13 protein-coding genes are annotated in these 18395 nt (G+C 67.7%); 8 read left to right on the forward strand and 5 right to left on the reverse strand.

From position 1 onward, the window contains the following. Positions 1-325: 325 nt before the first annotated feature. Positions 326-826 (forward strand): single-stranded DNA-binding protein, encoded by a 501-nt coding sequence (ssb, locus tag ACL58G_RS05750; RefSeq protein ID WP_105380070.1) that lies wholly within the window; start codon positions 326-328, stop codon positions 824-826. Positions 827-1169: 343 nt separating this feature from the next. Next, positions 1170-1847, forward strand: a complete 678-nt coding sequence (locus ACL58G_RS05755) for a methyl-accepting chemotaxis protein (RefSeq protein WP_440965662.1) — start codon at positions 1170-1172, stop codon at positions 1845-1847. Between the two features lies 1 nt (position 1848). On the opposite strand, the gene ACL58G_RS05760 is transcribed toward ACL58G_RS05755, so the two are convergent. Beyond that, complete coding sequence (locus ACL58G_RS05760; protein WP_440965664.1) at positions 1849-3384, reverse strand: rhamnogalacturonidase; 1536 nt, start codon at positions 3382-3384, stop codon at positions 1849-1851. Between the two features lie 130 nt (positions 3385-3514). Further along, positions 3515-5260 carry a ClcB-like voltage-gated chloride channel protein gene (locus ACL58G_RS05765; RefSeq protein ID WP_440965666.1) on the reverse strand — a complete coding sequence of 582 codons (1746 nt, stop codon included), beginning with the start codon at positions 5258-5260 and terminating at the stop codon, positions 3515-3517. A gap of 153 nt (positions 5261-5413) precedes the next feature. Here ACL58G_RS05765 and ACL58G_RS05770 point away from each other — a divergent pair, with 153 nt between their 5' ends. Beyond that, positions 5414-6307: a hypothetical protein gene (locus tag ACL58G_RS05770; RefSeq protein WP_440965668.1), complete on the forward strand. Its 894-nt coding sequence runs from the start codon at positions 5414-5416 to the stop codon at positions 6305-6307. A gap of 81 nt (positions 6308-6388) precedes the next feature. Then, positions 6389-6598 (forward strand): DUF4287 domain-containing protein, encoded by a 210-nt coding sequence (locus ACL58G_RS05775; protein WP_440965669.1) that lies wholly within the window; start codon positions 6389-6391, stop codon positions 6596-6598. Here the strand turns inward: ACL58G_RS05775 and ACL58G_RS05780 are convergent. Both ACL58G_RS05780 and ACL58G_RS05785 read right to left on the reverse strand, forming a co-directional pair. Beyond that, a complete protein-coding gene (locus ACL58G_RS05780) occupies positions 6582-7934 on the reverse strand; it encodes an ATP-binding protein (protein ID WP_440965671.1) in 1353 nt (450 codons plus the stop codon). The two genes, ACL58G_RS05775 and ACL58G_RS05780, sit on opposite strands and share 17 nt — an antisense overlap. After that, entirely contained in the window at positions 7918-8580 is a 663-nt protein-coding gene (locus tag ACL58G_RS05785; RefSeq protein WP_413381243.1) for a response regulator transcription factor, read from the reverse strand. Before ACL58G_RS05785 ends, ACL58G_RS05780 begins: the two co-directional genes overlap by 17 nt. A gap of 114 nt (positions 8581-8694) precedes the next feature. Here ACL58G_RS05785 and ACL58G_RS05790 point away from each other — a divergent pair, with 114 nt between their 5' ends. The 4 genes from ACL58G_RS05790 to ACL58G_RS05805 all read left to right on the forward strand — a co-directional run bounded on the left by ACL58G_RS05790 (position 8695) and on the right by ACL58G_RS05805 (position 17395). Beyond that, positions 8695-10005, forward strand: a complete 1311-nt coding sequence (locus tag ACL58G_RS05790; RefSeq protein ID WP_440965673.1) for an outer membrane protein assembly factor BamB family protein — start codon at positions 8695-8697, stop codon at positions 10003-10005. 209 nt (positions 10006-10214) lie between these two features. After that, entirely contained in the window at positions 10215-13667 is a 3453-nt protein-coding gene (locus ACL58G_RS05795) for a glycosyl hydrolase 2 galactose-binding domain-containing protein (RefSeq protein WP_440965675.1), read from the forward strand. A 149-nt stretch (positions 13668-13816) separates the two neighbouring features. Beyond that, positions 13817-16474, forward strand: a complete 2658-nt coding sequence (locus tag ACL58G_RS05800; protein WP_440965677.1) for a TonB-dependent receptor — start codon at positions 13817-13819, stop codon at positions 16472-16474. A gap of 84 nt (positions 16475-16558) precedes the next feature. Then, entirely contained in the window at positions 16559-17395 is an 837-nt protein-coding gene (locus tag ACL58G_RS05805; RefSeq protein WP_440965679.1) for an alpha/beta hydrolase, read from the forward strand. Positions 17396-17624: 229 nt separating this feature from the next. On the opposite strand, the gene ACL58G_RS05810 is transcribed toward ACL58G_RS05805, so the two are convergent. Further along, positions 17625-18389, reverse strand: a complete 765-nt coding sequence (locus ACL58G_RS05810) for a ThuA domain-containing protein (protein WP_413381254.1) — start codon at positions 18387-18389, stop codon at positions 17625-17627. Positions 18390-18395: the final 6 nt, after the last annotated feature.

Below are 18395 nucleotides of genomic sequence, written 5' to 3' on the forward strand. Positions count from 1 at the left end.
TGATATGACGACCTGTCAAGATCTGCCGTTCCGGTATAACGTGCGCGTGTCGTATGTGGTCCGGGAGCGGGGCAATTCAATGGCAGACTCGCCAGAAAACAGAAAAAATTTTCGGTGATCCTATTGATGCGTATCTCTTCCAAAATGGGCACTTTGGCCCCATCTACGAGGTCTGATCGGGTGCTGCAACCCGGGGGTCCGGTCAGTGCGGAACCAGTTGCTTTATGAGGCAACTGACCAGCATAATAGCGGACGCAATATCAACAGTTTCCCTCACGCTTAGTCTTCATGCAGAGTCAGGGATCATCCAAAGGAGCTTTACAAAATGGCATCAGTTAACAAGGTCATCATCGTCGGCAATCTCGGCCGCGATCCGGAAATCCGCTACATGCCGAGCGGCGACGCCATCGCCAACATCGCGGTGGCCACGTCCTACAAATCGAAGGACAAGAACACCGGCGAGCAGAAAGAGCTGACCGAGTGGCACCGCATCTCGTTCTTCGGCCGCCTCGCCGAAATCGTCGGCCAGTACCTCAAGAAGGGTTCGTCGGTCTACGTGGAAGGCCGCCTGCAGACCCGCAAGTACACCGACAAGGACGGCATCGAGCGCTACGCCACCGACATCATCGCTGAAAACATGCAGATGCTGGGCGGCCGCCAGGGCATGGGCGGCGGCGACAGCTACGGTGGTGGCGACGACATGGGCGGCTACGATGCCCCGCCGAGCCGCCCGGCACCGCGCCAGGCCCCGCCGGCCCCGGCCGCACGTCCGCAGCCGAAACCGGCACCGAACTTTTCGGATATGGATGACGACATTCCGTTCTAAGCGCGACCTCGTTGTCCACTGACGAAAGCCCGCTCTTCGGAAGAACAGCGGGCTTTTTCTTTGTACATGCCGATGGGTTACCAATGTGTGCCTGATTGCGCCGCACAGGTCTTGAGCGTTCATCTTTTCAGTGTGTTCACGTTACGTGAACAAGAAAAAATCGTGAACAAACGGGCGAGCCTGCCCAATATGTGGGCTGTCTCACGCCCCGGGTGCAAATCGTCCCCAGAGTTTGATTCAAGTTAGTGCATGTAACTACAGCCGCCACGAATCTCGCTGGCATAAAACCTGCATCAGCTACTGCATCAGCCGCCGCCGGCGGCCCACCCGATCGGAGCCCAGCATGCACGCAGAAACTCTCCCCGCCGTATCCACCGCCCAGCCCGACGTCAAACTGTCCGGCGACGTGTTCGGCGCCCTGATCAACCTGTCCGGCCGGCGCCGTTTCACGTCACAGCGGGTGGTGCTGTATTCCGTGCTGGCGTCACTCGGCCATGACGGCGCGGACAAGACTGCCCGCGACACGCTGGCGGCCTTCCGGGACGCGCATGTCACGCTCGTGCAGGGCAAGCAGGGATTGCCGGGCATCTTTTGCCAGCAACTGCGCGACGCGTATTTCGGCACGATGCGGGGCGACCAGATCATCCGCGACTTCATCGCACTGGCCGAGAGTACGCTGGACGCCATCGGCACGACGTCGCGGCGCGCGCCCGCGCTGCTCGATGAGCTGGTGCGCAGCGCGACGCCGCTGCTCACCGTGCTCAATGCGCTGACCCTCGTGTACGAGGAACAGTCCAAGCGCCATGCCCTGCTGCAGCGCAGGCAGATGCAGGAATTGATGGGGGACATCAAGACCATCGCGCGGCAGGCGCGCATGGTCGCCTTCAATGCCCAGGTCGTTGCCGCGCGCGCCGGCGACGTCGGCAGGGAGTTCGCCGTGGTCGCGAGCACCATGACCAACATCACCGGCGAGATCGATGCGCTGGTGCAGACCGCGCTGGAGGGTTCGCTCGCCTACTGAATCAGATGCGCTGGCGCTGCACGGTGTCGGGAACGTGCTGGTCCTGGACCCTGCGCGCGTCGCGCACCGTGAAGTCCGTCACCGACCGCAGGTCGAACATCGCCGCGCCGCCGCTGCCCGGCTGGGCATTGACCGCGCTGAAGACGGCGTCCCGTACATCCTCCAGCACGAAGGCGGCGCGCGCCTCGGGCTGCGCATACGTCACCGTGACGTGGCCGACGTCGATGCCGGCCGCATGGCGCACGTACAGGCCATAGGCCGGGCACGGGCCGAACATGCCCGGCTCGGGATACGCTGTCGGCTTTTCCAGCGGGACCACGTCGCGCAGCATGGCCGTGCCGCCGCCTTCGACGTGCAAGCGCAGGTTCGACAGGTGGATGTCCTCGACCGGATGACCGGGCAGGCCGCTGATCGTGCTGGTAAAACCCGGTTGGGCGCCCGAGACGACGATGTTGCTGATGTTGACGCGCCGGATGGTCCCGACCGGCGGCGCATCCGGCCCACGCAGGCGCGCGCCGAGGCAGATGAAGATCGGATCGTTGGCCACCTTGCGCATGGTGATGTTGGAAATCGTGAGGTCTTCGATGTGCGAACCGTCCACGCTTTCGATGGCGAGGCCGCGGCAATCGTCGAAGATGCAGTTGGTGATCGTGATGTTCCTGAAGTCGCCATTCGATTCCGTGCCCAGCTTGATCCGCCCGACGCGGCTCGAGTGGTACTCGGGCGCGCTGCGCTTGAATGTCCCGTCCAGCAGCGTGCCGACGTCGAAATTCCCGGCCACGTAACAATCCGAAATGGTGATGTTGTCGCAGGCCGCGATCCGGCCCAGTGCATACGACGCCTTCAGGCAGATGCCGTCGTCCCAGGGCGAATTGACGCTGCACCTGGAAATACGCACGTTGCTGCAGCAATCGATGTCCATGCCGTCGCGATTGGTATCGATGCGCAGATTGTCGACCGTCACGTTGCTGCATCCGGTCGCCAGGAGTCCGAAATGGCCCCCTCTCAAGATGCCGAAGTCGCGCAGCAGGACGTTATTGCATTCGCGTAGCGAGATCGCCTTGTTGCCTTCGCCCGGCCCGCCGTCCGCGTCGTAGCGTATGCTCCCGTCGGGCAGCTTCCGGTAGCCCGGGTTCAGTCCCTTGCCATCGATGTGGCCGGTGCCGGTGATCGCAACGCTGTCCAGGCCGATGCCCCAGATCAGGCTGTTCTTCCAGTGGCTGTGGCCGAAGTCCTGGTAGTTGCCGCCCGCGGCATTCGGTTCCGGCAGGTCGTACGGCGCGACCTTCCAGTCCACCGCTTCGATCACCGCGCCCGCCTCCAGATGCAGCGTGACGCGGCTGCGCAGCCGGATCGATGCGGACAGGTAGCGTCCGGGCGGGAAAAGTACCGTGCCGCCACCCGCCCTGGCCGCCGCCTCGATGGCGGCGTTGATGGCGCCGGAATCGACCGTCTTGCCGTCGCCGCGGGCGCCGTAGTCGCGCACGTCGTGGCGCGCCGCGGCTTGCGCCTGCGCGTTGCCGAAGGCGGACAGCATGGGAAGCGAGGCCGCCAGTCGGGCGGCTGAACCAAGCAAACGACGGCGGGTAAGTGTGCTCATGGACCGATAAGCGGAAGAGTGGGTAATCTCTCGATGTTATCGATCTCACAATATATCTGCAAGCAGTTTATGCCTCCACCTGCATCCCCAGCGGCGCCCGATTCAGCCTGACATACGCATCCAGCACATCCGTCTTGTGCACGGCCCCGAGCAGCTCGGGGTCGAGCGCGCTGCGCACGGCCGGCAGCCGCTCGCCGAAGTGGCGCATGAACTGGCGCAGCGCGTCGTCCAGGCCCATGTCGGCGGTGACGACGGGCAGGGCGTCGGGCCGGGCGATGTCGGCGCAGGTGCGGGAGGATGCTTCGTCCCGCTCGTACAGCGCGGCCACGTCGTGCAGCGCCACCACGCCGCGGTAGCGCCGGGCGGCGTCGACGAGGTAAACGTATTTCACGGGATGCTGGCGAAACAGCGCGGCGGCCTGCGCGATGGAGGCATCGAGCGGCAGGACGGTGTCGGCGGGGCGGATCAGTTCCTGCATCCGGATCGCGCGCAGGCGTTCGCGTTCCTGCTCGTCGGCCGCGCGGCGCGCCGTGATCTCGTACATCGACGGCCCGTTCACGGCCCGCGCGACGGCAAAGGCGACGACGCAGGCCAGCATCAGCGGCAGCATCAACGCATAGCTGAGCGTCATCTCGAAGATCATCAGGATCGCCATCAGCGGCGCGCTCGTGGCAGCGGCCAGCAGGGCGCCCATGCCGACGGCGACGAACGCGGCCGGCGCGGCGGCCGTTTCCGGCGTCAACGCCTGCGGCACCAGCGCGAACAAATGGCCGACGGCCGCGCCGACGAACAGCGTGGGCGTGAAGATGCCTCCGATGGCGCCGGAGCCGCTGGTGAGCAGCGTCGCCGCGATCTTGCAGACGAGGACCACGAGAACGGCCTGCCATAGCCAGGACTGATGCAGCAGCGCGTTCACGACGCTGTAGCCGTTGCCCCAGACCTGCGGCACCCAGATGGAGATGGCGCCCACGCCCAGGCCGCCGAGCGCGAGGCGCAGCGGCAGCGGCAGGCCGCTGTCGGCGAACCTGCCGCGCGTGCGCTGCAACGCGACCAGGAAGGCCGGCGCGATCAGTCCCGCGAGCACGCCCAGCGCGACGAACCACACGACCTCCAGGTTGGCGATGGGCGCGAACGCGGGCATCTCGTACGTCGGATGATAGCCGGGCAGGCGGCGCATGGTGATGTTGGCGACGACGGCGGCGACCATGATCGGCCCGAGGCTGTTCATGGTGATGGCCCCCAGGATGATCTCGGTGACGAAGAACGCGCTGGCGATGGGCGCGTTGTAGGCCGCGGCGATGCCCGCCGCCGCGCCGCACGCCACGAGCAGGCGCAGACGCTCCGTATTGAAACGGGCGATGCGGCCGACGACGGACGCGCTCATCGCCGCCAGCTGGATCATCGAGCCTTCGCGGCCGATCGAGCCGCCCGACGCGATCGACAGCAGCGACGATACGCTGTTCACGAGCGTAAGCTGCACCGGCACCTTGCCGTCGCCGACGGCCACCACTTCCATGTAGTCCGCACGCGCACCGCCGGCATGGCGGCGCGCCAGCACCAGCACGCAGCCGGCCAGCAGGCCGCCCGCGCTTGGCATCAGCAGGCGTGCCTGCCAGGGCAGTGCGGTCGCGATGTCGACGAACGAGCCGCTGCGGCCGAACAGCAGCGCCTGCAGCAGCGTGAGACCGTCGCGGAAGAGGAGCGTCGCCAGCGCGCCGACGAAGCCGACGAGCGCCGCCCACAGCAGGATGGCATTGGCGCGCAGCAGCAGCGAGAGCCGCGTGCGCAGGCGATCGGGCAAAGGAGCATTCATGACGAGGGGGCGGAGCCCGGCGCGGACCAGGTCGGCAACTATAGCATGCGCGCTGCGTTATGCGATCTGCATTTGAGGGATGTCAACCCGACGCCGACGGTACGACTTAGGATCGCTTCAGCGCCGTGTGCGCATTCCGACCTGGAGGTTCTCATGCCGTATCCACTGCGCCGGCTGCTCCGCCCGCTGCTCATCCTCGTTGCCGTCATCATCATGGCGGCGTCCGGCCATGCATGGGGCCGTGAGCCCCCGTTGCCGAGCGTATCCGCCCCGTACCGTGTCACGGTGTATGCCCATGTTCCCGAGCCCATGAAACTGTCGTTCGCACCGGACGGCTCACTGTATGTCGGGCGCCAGCCGGGACTGCGCATCCATCGTGTCGGACCCGGCGGGCAGCCGGTGACGGAGTTCGGTCCGCCAATGACCGATCCGGACGCCGTGCTCGTCGACGCCGCCGCGCACATCGGCGGGCACAAGTTTGCGGTCCTCGTCGGCGGTGGCGGCGTCCTCGCGGCGATCCATGCCGACGAGACGTCATCGGTTCTCTTCGACACCGGCTTCGACGATGTCGACGACATGAAGTTCGACCGTCACCGGCGCCTGGTTTTTTCGGACGACCGGCCACGCGTGTTGAGCACTACCGGAGCCCCGCCGACCGTCCTGTTCGAGACGCCGACACGTCCCGGCAGCATCGCCATCGATACGCGCAACCGGATCTTCGTTGCGCTCGCCGACGGTACGATCCGGATCTACGGCCCGGATGGCCGTCTCGTGGACGACGCTTTCGCCACCGGCCTGGCCGGTCTGGATACCTATCTCGCCTTTCCCGGCATCGCGGGCGCCGCGATGCCGGGGCCGCTGTACGTTCTGAGCGGCACCACGCTGCTACGCTTCACGCCTGGAGGAAAGGCGATGACGATCGGGACTGGCTTCGTGCCCGGCCCGTCGAGCGGGACTGGCTTCGTATTCGGTCCGGACGGCGCCCTGTATGTGTCCGACTACTATGCGAACCGCATCCTGCGGATTTCGCGTCGCGGCCGGCCATAGCGCGGCCGGGTGTCGACATGCCGTATCCTCGTTCGTCGTCGAGAAGCAGACTCGACTCGACAACGACCGCAAGGAACCGGCATGCCAACGCAAGACACCGTAAAAGGCCCCGCCTCGTACTTCCCCTCCATCGAAAAGAAGTACGGCAAGCCGATCGCGCACTGGATGCAGGTCCTGGAGCAGGCGGGTCCGCGCAAGCACATGGAGCTGGTCGCCCACCTCAAGAACGACCACCAGCTGGGCCACGGTCACGCCAATGCGCTGGTCGCGGCATTCATGGCGAAGGCGTAGCGCAGCCGGCGTCGCCGAACGCGATGCGCACGGCCAGTCCGCGCCCATCGGGGCGGCCGTCGAGCGTGATGCGGGCGCCGTTGCGGGCCGCGGCCCGTTCCGCGATCGCGAGACCCAGGCCGCTGCCCGCCTGGTCCTGGCCCGGCACGCGGTAGAAACGTTCGAACACCCGCGCGCGCAGCGTGGGCGGGATGCCGGGGCCCTGGTCCGACACAGTGATGCAGGGGCCGGCGTCGAGGCACACGTCCACGCGCGTGCCGTCCGGTGAATACTTGATCGCGTTGCCGACCACGTTGTCGAGCAGGGCGGCCATGCTTTCGCGGTGCAGCGGCAGGGTGATCGGAGCGGGCGCGTGCAATTCGATGTCGACGCCGCGCTGCAGCGCCAGCGGCGCGGCCACGGCGATGCGTTCGCGCAGCAGCGCGGCCAGGTCCAGGTCCTGCAGCGGCGCGTCCGTCGATTCCTGGCGTGCCCGTTCGAAGGCGAGCAGCTGGTGCACCGCGTGCGTGGCGCGCGCGACCCCTTCGCGCAGGCCGGCGCCGGCTTCGGTCTTCTGGGCCGCGTCCGTGGACGCTTCCAGCAGGTGGGCATTGAGCTGCACGACCGACAGCGGCGTCTTGAGCTCGTGCGCGGCGTCGGCGAGGAGTTCTTGTTCGCGCGCGAGCCGTTCGGACAGGCGCCGCATCAGGCGGTTCACAGCATCCACGACCGGGGCCAGTTCGCGATAGGGCGACGCGGGCAGCGGCGCCAGCTCGGCGGCGCCGCGCGCCTCGAGGGCCTGCGCCACCTCGCGCAGCGGGCGCAGGCCCACGCGCACGATGAGCCAGGCCGGCAGCAGCATGAACGGCAGGCTGTAGACCAGCGGCGAGAGCAGATAATTGGCGGCCGACGGGGTGAATACCCAGTCGCTGTCGGGCTTTTCGCGTCGCTCCACCGTGATGCCGCGTGTGGCGTCGCGTTCGGTCCAGAGCGCCCACCCGTCGTCCAGCGGCGCGCCCGGCGCCGAATCGTACGCGAGCTGCCCTCCCAGCCAGACGCGGATGCGCGCCTGCGTCGGGTAGCCGAACTCGCGGAACATGTCCAGGCGCAGGTCTTCGATGCGCTGGCCGATGCGCGCCAGCGCCGCCGGATCGGGTGGCAGCGACTGCATGTTGAGCATGATCTGGCGCGTCCAGGCCCGGTTGACGGCCGCCGTCTGGCGCACTTTGTCGACCTTGACCTGCTTCACGATATGGGCCAGCGCCGCCAGCCAGATGGCGAGCATGACGAGCATGAAGCCGATCAGGAGGCGACGCAGCAGCGACTTCGGCGGCGACATGCTAACGGTCGCCGTCATGGCGCACCATGTAGCCGACACCGCGCACGGTGCGGATGTAGCCGTCGCCGATCTTCTTGCGCAGGTTCGAGATATGCACGTCCAGCGTCTGGCCCTCGCTGTAGGGCAGCACGCCCTGTTCGAGTTCCGCGCGCGTGACGATGCGGTCCGGGTTGCGCACCAGCGCGTGCAGCAGCGCGAACTCCGTCCGCGACAGGTTCACGGGCGCACCGCGGCAGGTGGCGCTCATGCTGCGTGCGTCGATGGCGAGGTCGCCGACCTGCCACAGCGCGTCGGCCTGCGCGCCGCCGGCGCGGCGCACGACGGCGCGCAGGCGGGCCAGCAGCTCGGGGATGTCGAAGGGTTTGATGAGGTAATCGTCGGCGCCGCCGTCGAAGCCGTCGAGGCGGTCCTGCAGGCTGTCGCGCGCCGTGATCAGGACGGCGGGAAGCACGTGGCCGGCCGCGCGCAGGCGGCGCAGCAGCGCGACGCCGTCGCCGTCGGGCAGGCCCAGGTCCAGCAGCAGCGCGTCGTGGCGGCGCTCGTCCAGCAGGCGCGCGCAGTCGCTGCCCAGGCGCACCCAGGTGACGTCATGGCCGTCGTTGTGCAGCACCGACTGCAGCGCGCGGCCCAGCGCCAGGTCGTCTTCCACGAGTAGGAGTCGCATGGAGCGCAAGTATAGCGACGCGCCGCCGCCGCGCCTATCGGCCGTGAAGCCTCCCTGAAGATTGCGGGCGCTTCCCGCCTCTAGAATGGCGGCATCCCAACGTCAGGATCCCCCATGCGCCGCCTTGCCCTGCTGCTTGCCTTCCTCGCCACCCCATCGTTCGCCGCCGACTGGCCCATGTTCATGGGCGACCCCGCGCATACCGGCCGCGTGGCCGGCGAAACGCGCGCCATCGAGGGTTTCAGATTGGCGGGGCGGTTCGACGTCCACGCGGCGATCCATGCGTCGCCCGTGGCGGCGCAGGGGCGCGTGTTCGTCGGCGCGGAGAACGGCAACCTGTACGCGCTGGATGCGAAGACGCGTACCCTGCAGTGGCTGTATCACGCGCGCGGCGGCATCGCGTCGACGCCCGCGGTGGCCGACGGCACCGTGTACTTCCTCGACCGCGCGGGCAGCGTGCATGCGCTCAAGGCGGACGACGGCTCGCCGCGGTGGACCTTCCGCACGCAGGGCGAGGCGGTGTTCGCCGCCCACGGCATGTTCGGCATGCCGCGCGACGGCCAGCCCGTGCCCGACCCGTGGGACCTGTACCTGTCGTCGCCGCTGGTCCACGGCGGCAAGGTCTACGTCGGCAGCAGCGACGGCCACGTGTACGCCCTCGACGCGAAGGACGGCAAGCTCGCGTGGGCGTGGCGCACGGGCGGCATGGTGCATTCGTCGCCCGCGCTCGCAGGCGGCAACATCGTCGTCGGCAGCTGGGACGGCGCCGTGTATGCGCTCGATGCGCAGACGGGCGAGCAGCGCTGGCGCCACCAGACGGGCGTCGAGCAGAAGACCAGCATCATGTTCGGCATCCAGGCATCGCCCGCCGTCGATGGCGACACGGTGTACGTCGGCTCGCGCGACGGCTTTTTCTACGCGCTCGATGCGGTGGGCGGCCAGCCGAAGTGGCGCTACGACGCGCAGGGCAGCTGGGTCGTCGGCACGCCGGCGGTGGATGGCGACAGCGTGTACGTCGGCACGTCGGACACCGGCCTGCTGCTGGCGCTGGACAAGCGCACCGGCCGCGAACGCTACCGCTTCGAAACGAAGGTGTGGACGTTCGCGTCGCCGCTGCGCGTGGCCGACGTCGTCGTGGCGGCGTCGATGAAAGGAGAGTTGCACGCGCTCGACGCGGCGACCGGGCGCGCGCGCTGGTCGTGGCGCAGCGATGCGCTTGCCGTGAACGATGGCCGCGTGATCGACACGGCTACGGGCAAGCTGGACACGAAGCACATGTACGAGGGCGGACCGCATGCGCTGTACTCGGCCATGGAATACGTCAAGCGCCTCGGTGCCTTCGCGGGTTCGCCGGCCTGGTACGACGGCCAGCTGATCGCGGCCACCGCGACGGGCGAGGTATTGTTCTTCGAACCGCAGCGCTGACGGGCGGCTTTACTAAAACGCCGCGCGCCGCTGCCCGCGCGGCGGACGGCGTCGTTTGACCATCAAGCGCGGCCAGTTTAGTAATCGCCGCTAAACAGCGCCGCAAAGCCTTTCCGGCGTTTGACCCTCCCTCCGGGCGGATGCAGAATCCGCCGCATAATGATCCCGGCCGTCCGCGCCGGGACTTCATGCCTATCCCGGAGACCATCATGCGCCACGCCAGTTCGGGCCTGCCCACGCCCGTCGCACGCCCACCCCGCCTTTCGAACGCCTTGCTCGCCGCCGTGTTGCTGGCGGCATCTACCGTCCACGCGGCCACGTGGGGACCGTTCAACGCCGAATTCCCGGCCGCCGCCGACGGCCTGGTCAAGAAGGCGCCCGCCGGCGTGACGCTGGCGGCGCAGCGCGTCGCCATCGGCGGCTGGTTCAAGCCGTCGGAGACCGCGCGCGGGACGGTGCTGCTGGCCGGCGCGGACGGCATCGGCTATCTGTGCAGCGTGGACGGCACGCTGGCCTTCTGCGGCGCGGGTGCGCCGGTGCGCAGCAGCGTGCCGCTGCCCGCCGGCGCCTGGACCCATGTGGCGGCCAGCCGGGACGGCCGCCACGTCGTCCTGTACGCGAACGGCAGGGAAGTGGCGCGGCGGGAGGTGCAAGGCAGCGCTGCGGCCGCCGCGCAGATCGCGATCGCACCGCGCACGGGGACCGATGCCGCGTTCGCGGGCCGCGTGGCCGGGCTGACGCTGGGGGACGACGCACAGGCCGTCGCACGGCTCGCGGCGACGCCGCCGGATGAAGGCATGATCGTGTTCGAGACCGGCAGCCCGCACTGGCCGCTGCAGACCCGCCAGATGGCCGGCCAGCTCGTGCCGCAGGATGCGTGGACGCTGCCGCACAGCGCGACGCCGCCGTCGAAGCCCGTCGCCGTGCCGGCCTATGCGGGACCGGCGCTGGAACCGCGGGGCGCGAACGCATGGACGATCCGTGCGTGGACGCTGCAATCGGCGGACCAGGCACCGGGATCCGCGCAGCAGATCGCGAGCGGCGGCTATGACGCGTCGCGCTGGTACAAGGCCACGGTGCCGGGGACCGTGCTCACGACGCTGGTCGACCGCGGCGTCTATCCGAGCCCGGCGTATGGCCTCGACAACCTCGCGATCCCGGAAAGCCTCAGCCGCCAGGACTGGTGGTACCGCACGAGCTTCGCGCTGCCGCGCGGCCATCGTCCGGGTCGTCACCTGTTCGTCACGTTCAAGGGCATCAATTACGCGTCCGAGATCTGGGTCAACGGCCACCGCGCCGGCACCACGCGCGGCGCCTTCGTGCGCGGCAGCGTCGACCTGGGGCCGTACCTGAACCCGAAAGGCGAGAACGTCATCGCCGTCAAGGTGTCGCCGCCGCCACATCCCGGCATCGCGCACGAGGAATCCGTCGCGGCCGGCGTCGGCGAGAACGGCGGCGTGCAGGCGCAGGATGGCCCGACCTTCATCGCCACCGAGGGCTGGGACTGGATCCCGTCCGTCCGCGACCGCAACACGGGCCTGTGGCAGGACGTCGTCCTGCGCAGCACGGGCGACGTGCGCGTGGGCGATGCGCACGTGATCACGGCGCTCGCGGACGACCATCGCGAGGCCGACGTCGGCATCGAGGTGCCGGTGACGAATTTGTCGAACAAGACCGTGCGCGCGACCGTGCGCGCCACCATCCGCGACCGGGCGGGATCGATGCAGCCTATCGTCGTGAGCCGCACGCTGGACGTGGCGCCCGGCACGCGCACCGTGCGCTTCGCATCGAACGACTTCGCCGCGCTGAAGGTCAAGCAGCCGCGCCTGTGGTGGCCGAACGGCTACGGCAAGCCGGAGCTGCACGACCTCGACGTCGACGTGCTGCAGGGCGCGGCCCTGTCCGACCATGCGCGCACCGCGTTCGGCATCCGCAGCGTGACCTACGAACTGTCGCTGGTCGACCGCACGGGCCACCTGCGCCGCGTGGAGGCCGATTTCACCAGGGCGCACGCGCTCGGCGTGCGCATCACCGATGCCCGCCACGAGGCGCTGCGCAAGGTCGCGGGCAACCAGTGGGCGACCGGCCTGCGTGCGGAAGCGGAAGGCACGGCCGCGATCCGCGAACTGGCCGATGCCGGCAGCCTGGCGCCGCACCTCGTCATCAAGGTCAACGGCGTACGCATCGCGGCGCGCGGCGGCAACTGGGGCATGGACGACTTCATGAAGCGCGTCGACCGCGCGCGCCTGGAACCCTATTTCCGCCTGCACCGCGACGCCCACGTGAACATCATCCGCAACTGGGTCGGCCAGAACACGGAAGAGACGTTCTTCGAGCTGGCCGACGAATACGGCCTCATGGTGCTGAACGACTTCTGGGCCTCGACGCAGGACTACAACATCGAGCCGCAGGACGTCGACCTGTTCATGGCGAACGCCGTCGACGTCGTGCGCCGTTTCCGCAACCACCCCTCGATCGTCGCCTGGTTCGGCCGCAACGAGGGCGTCCCGCAGCCGGCGCTGAACGAGAAGCTGGAAGCGCTGATCTACGCGGAAGACGGCACGCGCTGGTACACGGGCAGCTCGAACCGCGTGAACCTGCAGAACAGCGGCCCGTACGACTACCAGCCGCCGGAAACGTATTTCACGACGCACGGCAAGGGCTTCGCCGTCGAGGTGGGCACGCCGTCGTTCCCCACGCGCGAGGCGTTCGAGGCCGCGGTGCCGGCATCCGAGCGCTGGCCGCTGGGCGATACCGCCGCGTACCACGACTGGCACCCCAGCGGCAACGGCCGCGTGGAACCGTTCATGAAGGCGCTCGAGCGGCAGTACGGCGCGCCAGCGTCGCTGGCCGACTTCGAGCGCAAGGCGCAGCTGATGAACTACGAATCGCACCGCGCGATCTTCGAAGGCATGAATGCGGGGCTGTGGCGCGAGAACAGCGGCCGCATGCTGTGGATGACGCAGCCGGCCTGGCCGAGCACGATGTGGCAGATCCTCAGCCACGACTACGATACGCACGCCGCCTACTACGGCACGAAACACGCGTCCGAACCCGTGCACGTGCAACTGAACCTGCCCGATCACGCGGTCGACGTCATCAACAACCCGACCGCGCCGCTGGACAATGCGCGCGTCGCATTCGAGGCCTGGACCGTCGACGGCCGCCTGGCGGGCCGCGGTGCCGCCACCGTCAGCGTCCCCGGCGTGGCCACGTCGGGGCCGATCGACCTCGGCATCGCGCCGCTGCTGGCGCGCGAAGGCCTGCTGGTCGTCAAGCTGACCTTGACCGACGGCGCGGGCCGCACGCTGTCGGACAACGTGTACTGGCCGTCGACGAGCCCCGAGCGCCAGCGCGGCCTCGATACGCTCGCCGGCGTGCCGGTGACCGTGCGCGCCACCGCCCGCACGCAAGGGAGGGTGGACGTCACGCTGACCAATCCATCGAAGGTGCCCGTGTTGAACACCAAACTGACCCTGCTCGACGCGGCCGGCGCGCGCGTGCTGCCCGTGTACTGGTCGGACAACTACGTGGCGCTCTTGCCGGGCGAGAGCCGCACCGTCAGCGCCGAATTCAGCGGCGGACAAGGCGCGCTGAAGGTCGCCGTACGCGCCTGGAACGGCCCGGAACAAGCGGTCGCGGTGGACGCCGCGCAGCCTTGAACCTGCGCGACAAGCTGATTGTTTAGTAAAGACGAAGAAACTGAAAGGTGTCCGGCGAAATTCTTTGATTTTACGAATTCCGATTGAAATACTCGTCGACACGTGACCGGTTCGCCGGCACGCAGAATTCAAAAAACCAAGGAGATATGATGCTGCATCCAATCAAACGGACGGCCATGAGCGTGGCCGTCGCCAGTGCCTGCGCCTTCGCCGCCATGCCTGCCTGGGCGCAGGCCGACACCAAGCCCGCGCAGTCCGCCGACACGATCCCGGAAGTGACGGTGACCGCCACCCGCTTCAGCACCTCGCTGCTCAAGACGCCGGTCGCCGTGACGGCGTTCTCGCAGGACCAGCTGACCCGCAAGGGCGCCACCAACATCCGCGACCTCGCCAACGACATCCCCAACGTCACCATCGATTCGGGCCTCGACAACGGTGTGCAGATCACGATCCGCGGCATCACGTCGACCAACTTCACCGAGACGGGCGACCCGGCCGTGGGCTTCCACGTCGACGGACTGTACTCGCCGCGGCCGCAGGGCGCGCAGGCGCTGATGTTCGACATCGACCAGCTCGAAGTGCTGCGCGGTCCGCAGGGCACGCTGTTCGGCCGTAACTCGACGGGCGGCAGCGTCAACGTCATCACCGCGAAACCCGACTTCAACGGCAACTACGGCCGCGTGGAGACGGACTTCGGCAACTACAACAAGAAGCAGGTCAACTGGGTGCAGAACGTCGTCGTCAACGACAAGCTGGCGCTGCGCGGCTCCTTCATGCGCGTGCGCCGCGACGGCTACGCCGACCAGCACCAGGACCTGTCGGAAGCGAACGTGCCGTCGAAAGGCTGGATCCCGAACGGCGTGCCGGACGTCGACATGCGCTACAACCGCCAGGTCCGCCCGTCCGACTACTACACCAACCAGAACGAGTGGGCCGCGCGCCTGCAGGCACTGCTGCGCGTGAACAAGGACCTCACCTTGCACGCCGCCTACGAGCACTTCCAGGATTCGGGCGCGGGCTATGCGTTCTTCCGCGACTGCGGCGCCGGCGTCGGCACGCGCTATGCCTGCACCAACGACGAGTTCTATATCAACGTCAACGTGCCGGGCCAGACCGACATGAAGATCCGCACGGTGCGCGCGGGCGCGGACTGGAACGTCAACGACCGCACGGCGGTGAGCTACAACTTCGCCGTCGCCGACCAGCGCCGCAGCCAGATCTCGGACGACGACCTGGGCCTGCAGAACGCACCGTCGTGGGCCGACATCGCCCCGTTCCCAAATACGAAGGACGGCAACTGGGGCACCTGGCCGCTGCGCGACACGTGGCACCGCACCGCGGATTCGCGCTACCTGTCGACCGTGCACGAACTGCAGCTCAAGCAGCAGCTGGGTTCCCTGAAATACGTGTCCGGCCTGTTCTGGATGCACGAGCGTAACCGCATCGACTACGAGATGACGGAAGCGATCCAGAAACCGTTCGGCGACCCGGGCAGCGTGGTGTACGCGCAGCCGAACCGCCAGATCGATTCGAAGGCCATCTTCGGCCAGGCCGACTGGAGCTTCGCGCCGAAGTGGACGGCCACGCTGGGCGCGCGCTACAGCCGCGATTCGAAGGAAGACAAGGGCGGCAAGGTGTACGGCGCCAACTGGATCGGCAACCCGGCCTATTACCGCGGCCTGTACGACCGCGGCATCCCGGGCACGCCGGGCTTTACGATCCACGACGGCACCGACCTGACGCAGCAGATGGGCTGGGCCGGCGGCGGCCCGATCGCCTATGCCGGCTACGCCAACGCGACCAACAACGATCACAAGGAAACGTGGGGCAAGGTGACCTGGCGCGCGGGCCTGCAATTCCAGATCACGCCGCGCCAGATGGCTTATGCCTCGGTCTCGACGGGCTACAAGGCGGGCGGTTTCGCGGACAAGGTCGACAGCTGCAACTACCACCTGTGCGCCGCGACGGGCAAGCCGGGCGAGGCGACGTTCCTGCCGTACGGCCCGGAGACCGTCACCAACTATGAGCTGGGCTGGAAGGGCCGCTTCCTGGACAACCGCCTGAGCCTCTCGGCCACCGCCTTCTACATGCGCTACAAGGACATGCAGCTGACGGGGAACTACTTCGTCAACCAGATCATCCCGGACAACGGCCTGCCTTGCCCGGCCGACCAGCCCAAGTGCGACGTGTACGAATCCTGGCGCACGATCAACGTGGGCGACACCCGCATCCCGGGCCTGGAACTGGAATGGGACTACAAGCCGTGGCGCGGCGCGCGCGTGGGCGGCGGCTTCGCCTTCATCGACACCAAGGTGCACGGCTTCTACAACTACAGCGACGATTACCAGTGCGGCGACGTGCGCGCGGAATTCGGCGTCCAGCCTTGCCCGGCCATCTACAACGGTCCGGACAAGTCGCTGCTGGGCCGCCGCCTGTACGACATCGACGGCAACCACCTGCCGAACACGCCGAAGTACCAGGTCTACCTGAACTTCTCGCAGGAGTTCGAGCTGCCGGGCGGCTACCGCCTCACGCCGTACGTGAAGGTGAACTGGCGCGACAAGGCCTATTTCGACCTGCGCAACTCGGACTGGGCCGGCATCGGCCGCTACCAGGCCGCGTATGCGCTGGCGGATGCGTCGGCACGCCTGGATGCCCCGGACGGCAACTGGTATGCGGAAGCGTACGTGCGCAACGTGACGGACAAGCGCGCCAAGACCAGCAGCGATTCGCTGTGGGGCGGCTTCATGAAAGCCACCTACGTCGAGCCGCGCATGTTCGGCATCCGCGCGGGCTTCAATTATTGAAGACTGCCTGAAGAAAGCCCGTTCCATTCGTGGCTAGAATGAGCCGGTGCTCATGGGAGGCCACGGATGGAACGTCGGAGTCTTTTGCTTGCCACGGCTGCCTGCCTGGCCGGTTGCGGGGGCGGCAACGCTCCGGTTCAGCTGGCCGTCGCGCCCGGCCCCGCGGCACCGGCGGGCACCGTCGACACCTTCGCCGTCGCGAGCCGCGCGCTCGGGCGCACGATGAACGTCGCGCTGTACCTGCCGCCGGGCGGCGCGCGCCATCCCATCCTCTATCTGTTCCACGGCTTCGGCGGCAACGGCGCGGCATTCTTCGATGCCGGCCTGGCCATCAACCGCGCGGCCGACCGGCTGGGCACACCGCTCGTCATCGCCGCGCCCGACTACGACAACGGCTTCGGCGTGAACACGACGCCAGCGCAAGGGACGCAGACCTCAGGCGGCACGATCGGCCTGTACGAGGATTACCTGATGACGGAGATGCTGCCGGCCGTCGAATCACGGCTCGGCGTGACGGCCACGCGCGCGGACCGGCGCATCGGCGGCGTGTCGATGGGCGGATTCGCCGCGCTGCATCTCGCATTGCGCCACCCGGAGATGTTTTCACGCGTGGGCGCACACAGCGCCGCGTTATGGGACTACAGCGGCGCGGACCAGTTCACCGGCCAGCGCGACTGGCTGTACCCGACGCCGGCCCTGCGCGCGCAACGCGATCCGCTGCTGCTGGCGCAGCACGCCGACCTGCGCGGCCTGCGCTTCTACCTCGACGTCGGCGACCGCGATCCGTTGCGCAAGCAGGACGAAGCGATGCAGGCCGTGCTCGGCGCCGCCAGCGAATTCCACGTGGGCAGCGGCGGCCACGACGCGCAGTTCTGGCGCAGCCGGCTGGAAGACTGGTTGTCCTTCTACAGTGCCGCCTGACGCCGCTGGCCCTGAAACAACCCACCCGATAAATTCGGGGTCAGAGCACATTTCGCCGCAGATTCGGGGTCAGAGCACTTTTTGAGACACAATCTTCAAAGAAAGATCTTTCGGAGCTACAGCCAGCTCCGTCGTGTGGTCCGGCGTGAATGGCGTCCCGATTGCTCCAATCTAGGAGAAGCACTGTTCACCCGGACATTGACCCGGAATGCGCTCTGACCCCGAATTTTCAGCGCTGCTGGCCCCGGCCCGTCGCCGCCCACCAGATCCCGCCCATCAGGTGCGCGAGATATTGCGGGTCGCGGTACATGTCGCCGTTGTGGCCCAGCAGCGTGACGAACACCCGGCCCTTCTCGACCGTGTGGTACCACGACACCGGGTGGTCACGGCCCATGCCCGTCGACACTTGGCCGGGCCAGATCTTCGTGACGTCGTAGCTGGATTCGTCGATGTTCAGCACGGGGTGGATGGCGACCTTGTACGGGTTCGTCGTCTCGTACCACTCGTCGCTCCAGATCCAGCGCGGCGGGATGCCGAACGTCGCCGGGAACGTTTTATCGACGACGTCGACGGCGCCCGTCTGCAGCATCGGGTGCGTCTTGAACGAGCGGCCGACGAGCTTCTCGTACCATACCCACCCGTTCGGCGGCGTGATCGCGGCGCGGTGCACGACGACGGCATTCCCGCCGTCACGCATGTAGGCCTCGAACTTCGCGCGCTGCGCCGGGTTCAGTTCCTCGCCCGGCGTGTTGAGGAAGACGACGGCGGCGTACTGTTTCAGGTCGCCGTCGAACACCTCGGGCTTGTTCGTGTACGTGAAGTCGAACGCGTGCAGCTTCGCCAGCTTTTCCAGGCTCTCGCGCGCGATCGGGATGTATTCGTAGTGGTACTTGTTGGGGATGGCCAGCACGAGCAGCTTGTACTGGACGTCCGCCGCCCAGGCGGCCGGCGTGGCCAGCAGGGCCACGGCCAGCGCCGATGCGATACGTTTCATATGGAT

Origin of the sequence: Massilia sp. GER05, assembly GCF_052056005.1 — a bacterium.
Classification (GTDB): domain Bacteria; phylum Pseudomonadota; class Gammaproteobacteria; order Burkholderiales; family Burkholderiaceae_D; genus Telluria; species Telluria orientalis.

What these genes read in the sequence shown, in the direction of transcription:
- ssb (WP_105380070.1), top strand. Translation starts at nt 326, where the DNA reads ATGGCATCAGTTAACAAGGTCATCATCGTCGGCAATCTCGGCCGCGAT.
- ACL58G_RS05755 (WP_440965662.1), top strand. Translation starts at nt 1,170, where the DNA reads ATGCACGCAGAAACTCTCCCCGCCGTATCCACCGCCCAGCCCGACGTC.
- ACL58G_RS05760 (WP_440965664.1), bottom strand. Translation starts at nt 3,384, where the DNA reads ATGCTGTCCGCCTTCGGCAACGCGCAGGCGCAAGCCGCGGCGCGCCAC.
- ACL58G_RS05765 (WP_440965666.1), bottom strand. Translation starts at nt 5,260, where the DNA reads ATGAATGCTCCTTTGCCCGATCGCCTGCGCACGCGGCTCTCGCTGCTG.
- ACL58G_RS05770 (WP_440965668.1), top strand. Translation starts at nt 5,414, where the DNA reads ATGCCGTATCCACTGCGCCGGCTGCTCCGCCCGCTGCTCATCCTCGTT.
- ACL58G_RS05775 (WP_440965669.1), top strand. Translation starts at nt 6,389, where the DNA reads ATGCCAACGCAAGACACCGTAAAAGGCCCCGCCTCGTACTTCCCCTCC.
- ACL58G_RS05780 (WP_440965671.1), bottom strand. Translation starts at nt 7,934, where the DNA reads ATGACGGCGACCGTTAGCATGTCGCCGCCGAAGTCGCTGCTGCGTCGC.
- ACL58G_RS05785 (WP_413381243.1), bottom strand. Translation starts at nt 8,580, where the DNA reads ATGCGACTCCTACTCGTGGAAGACGACCTGGCGCTGGGCCGCGCGCTG.
- ACL58G_RS05790 (WP_440965673.1), top strand. Translation starts at nt 8,695, where the DNA reads ATGCGCCGCCTTGCCCTGCTGCTTGCCTTCCTCGCCACCCCATCGTTC.
- ACL58G_RS05795 (WP_440965675.1), top strand. Translation starts at nt 10,215, where the DNA reads ATGCGCCACGCCAGTTCGGGCCTGCCCACGCCCGTCGCACGCCCACCC.
- ACL58G_RS05800 (WP_440965677.1), top strand. Translation starts at nt 13,817, where the DNA reads ATGCTGCATCCAATCAAACGGACGGCCATGAGCGTGGCCGTCGCCAGT.
- ACL58G_RS05810 (WP_413381254.1), bottom strand. Translation starts at nt 18,389, where the DNA reads ATGAAACGTATCGCATCGGCGCTGGCCGTGGCCCTGCTGGCCACGCCG.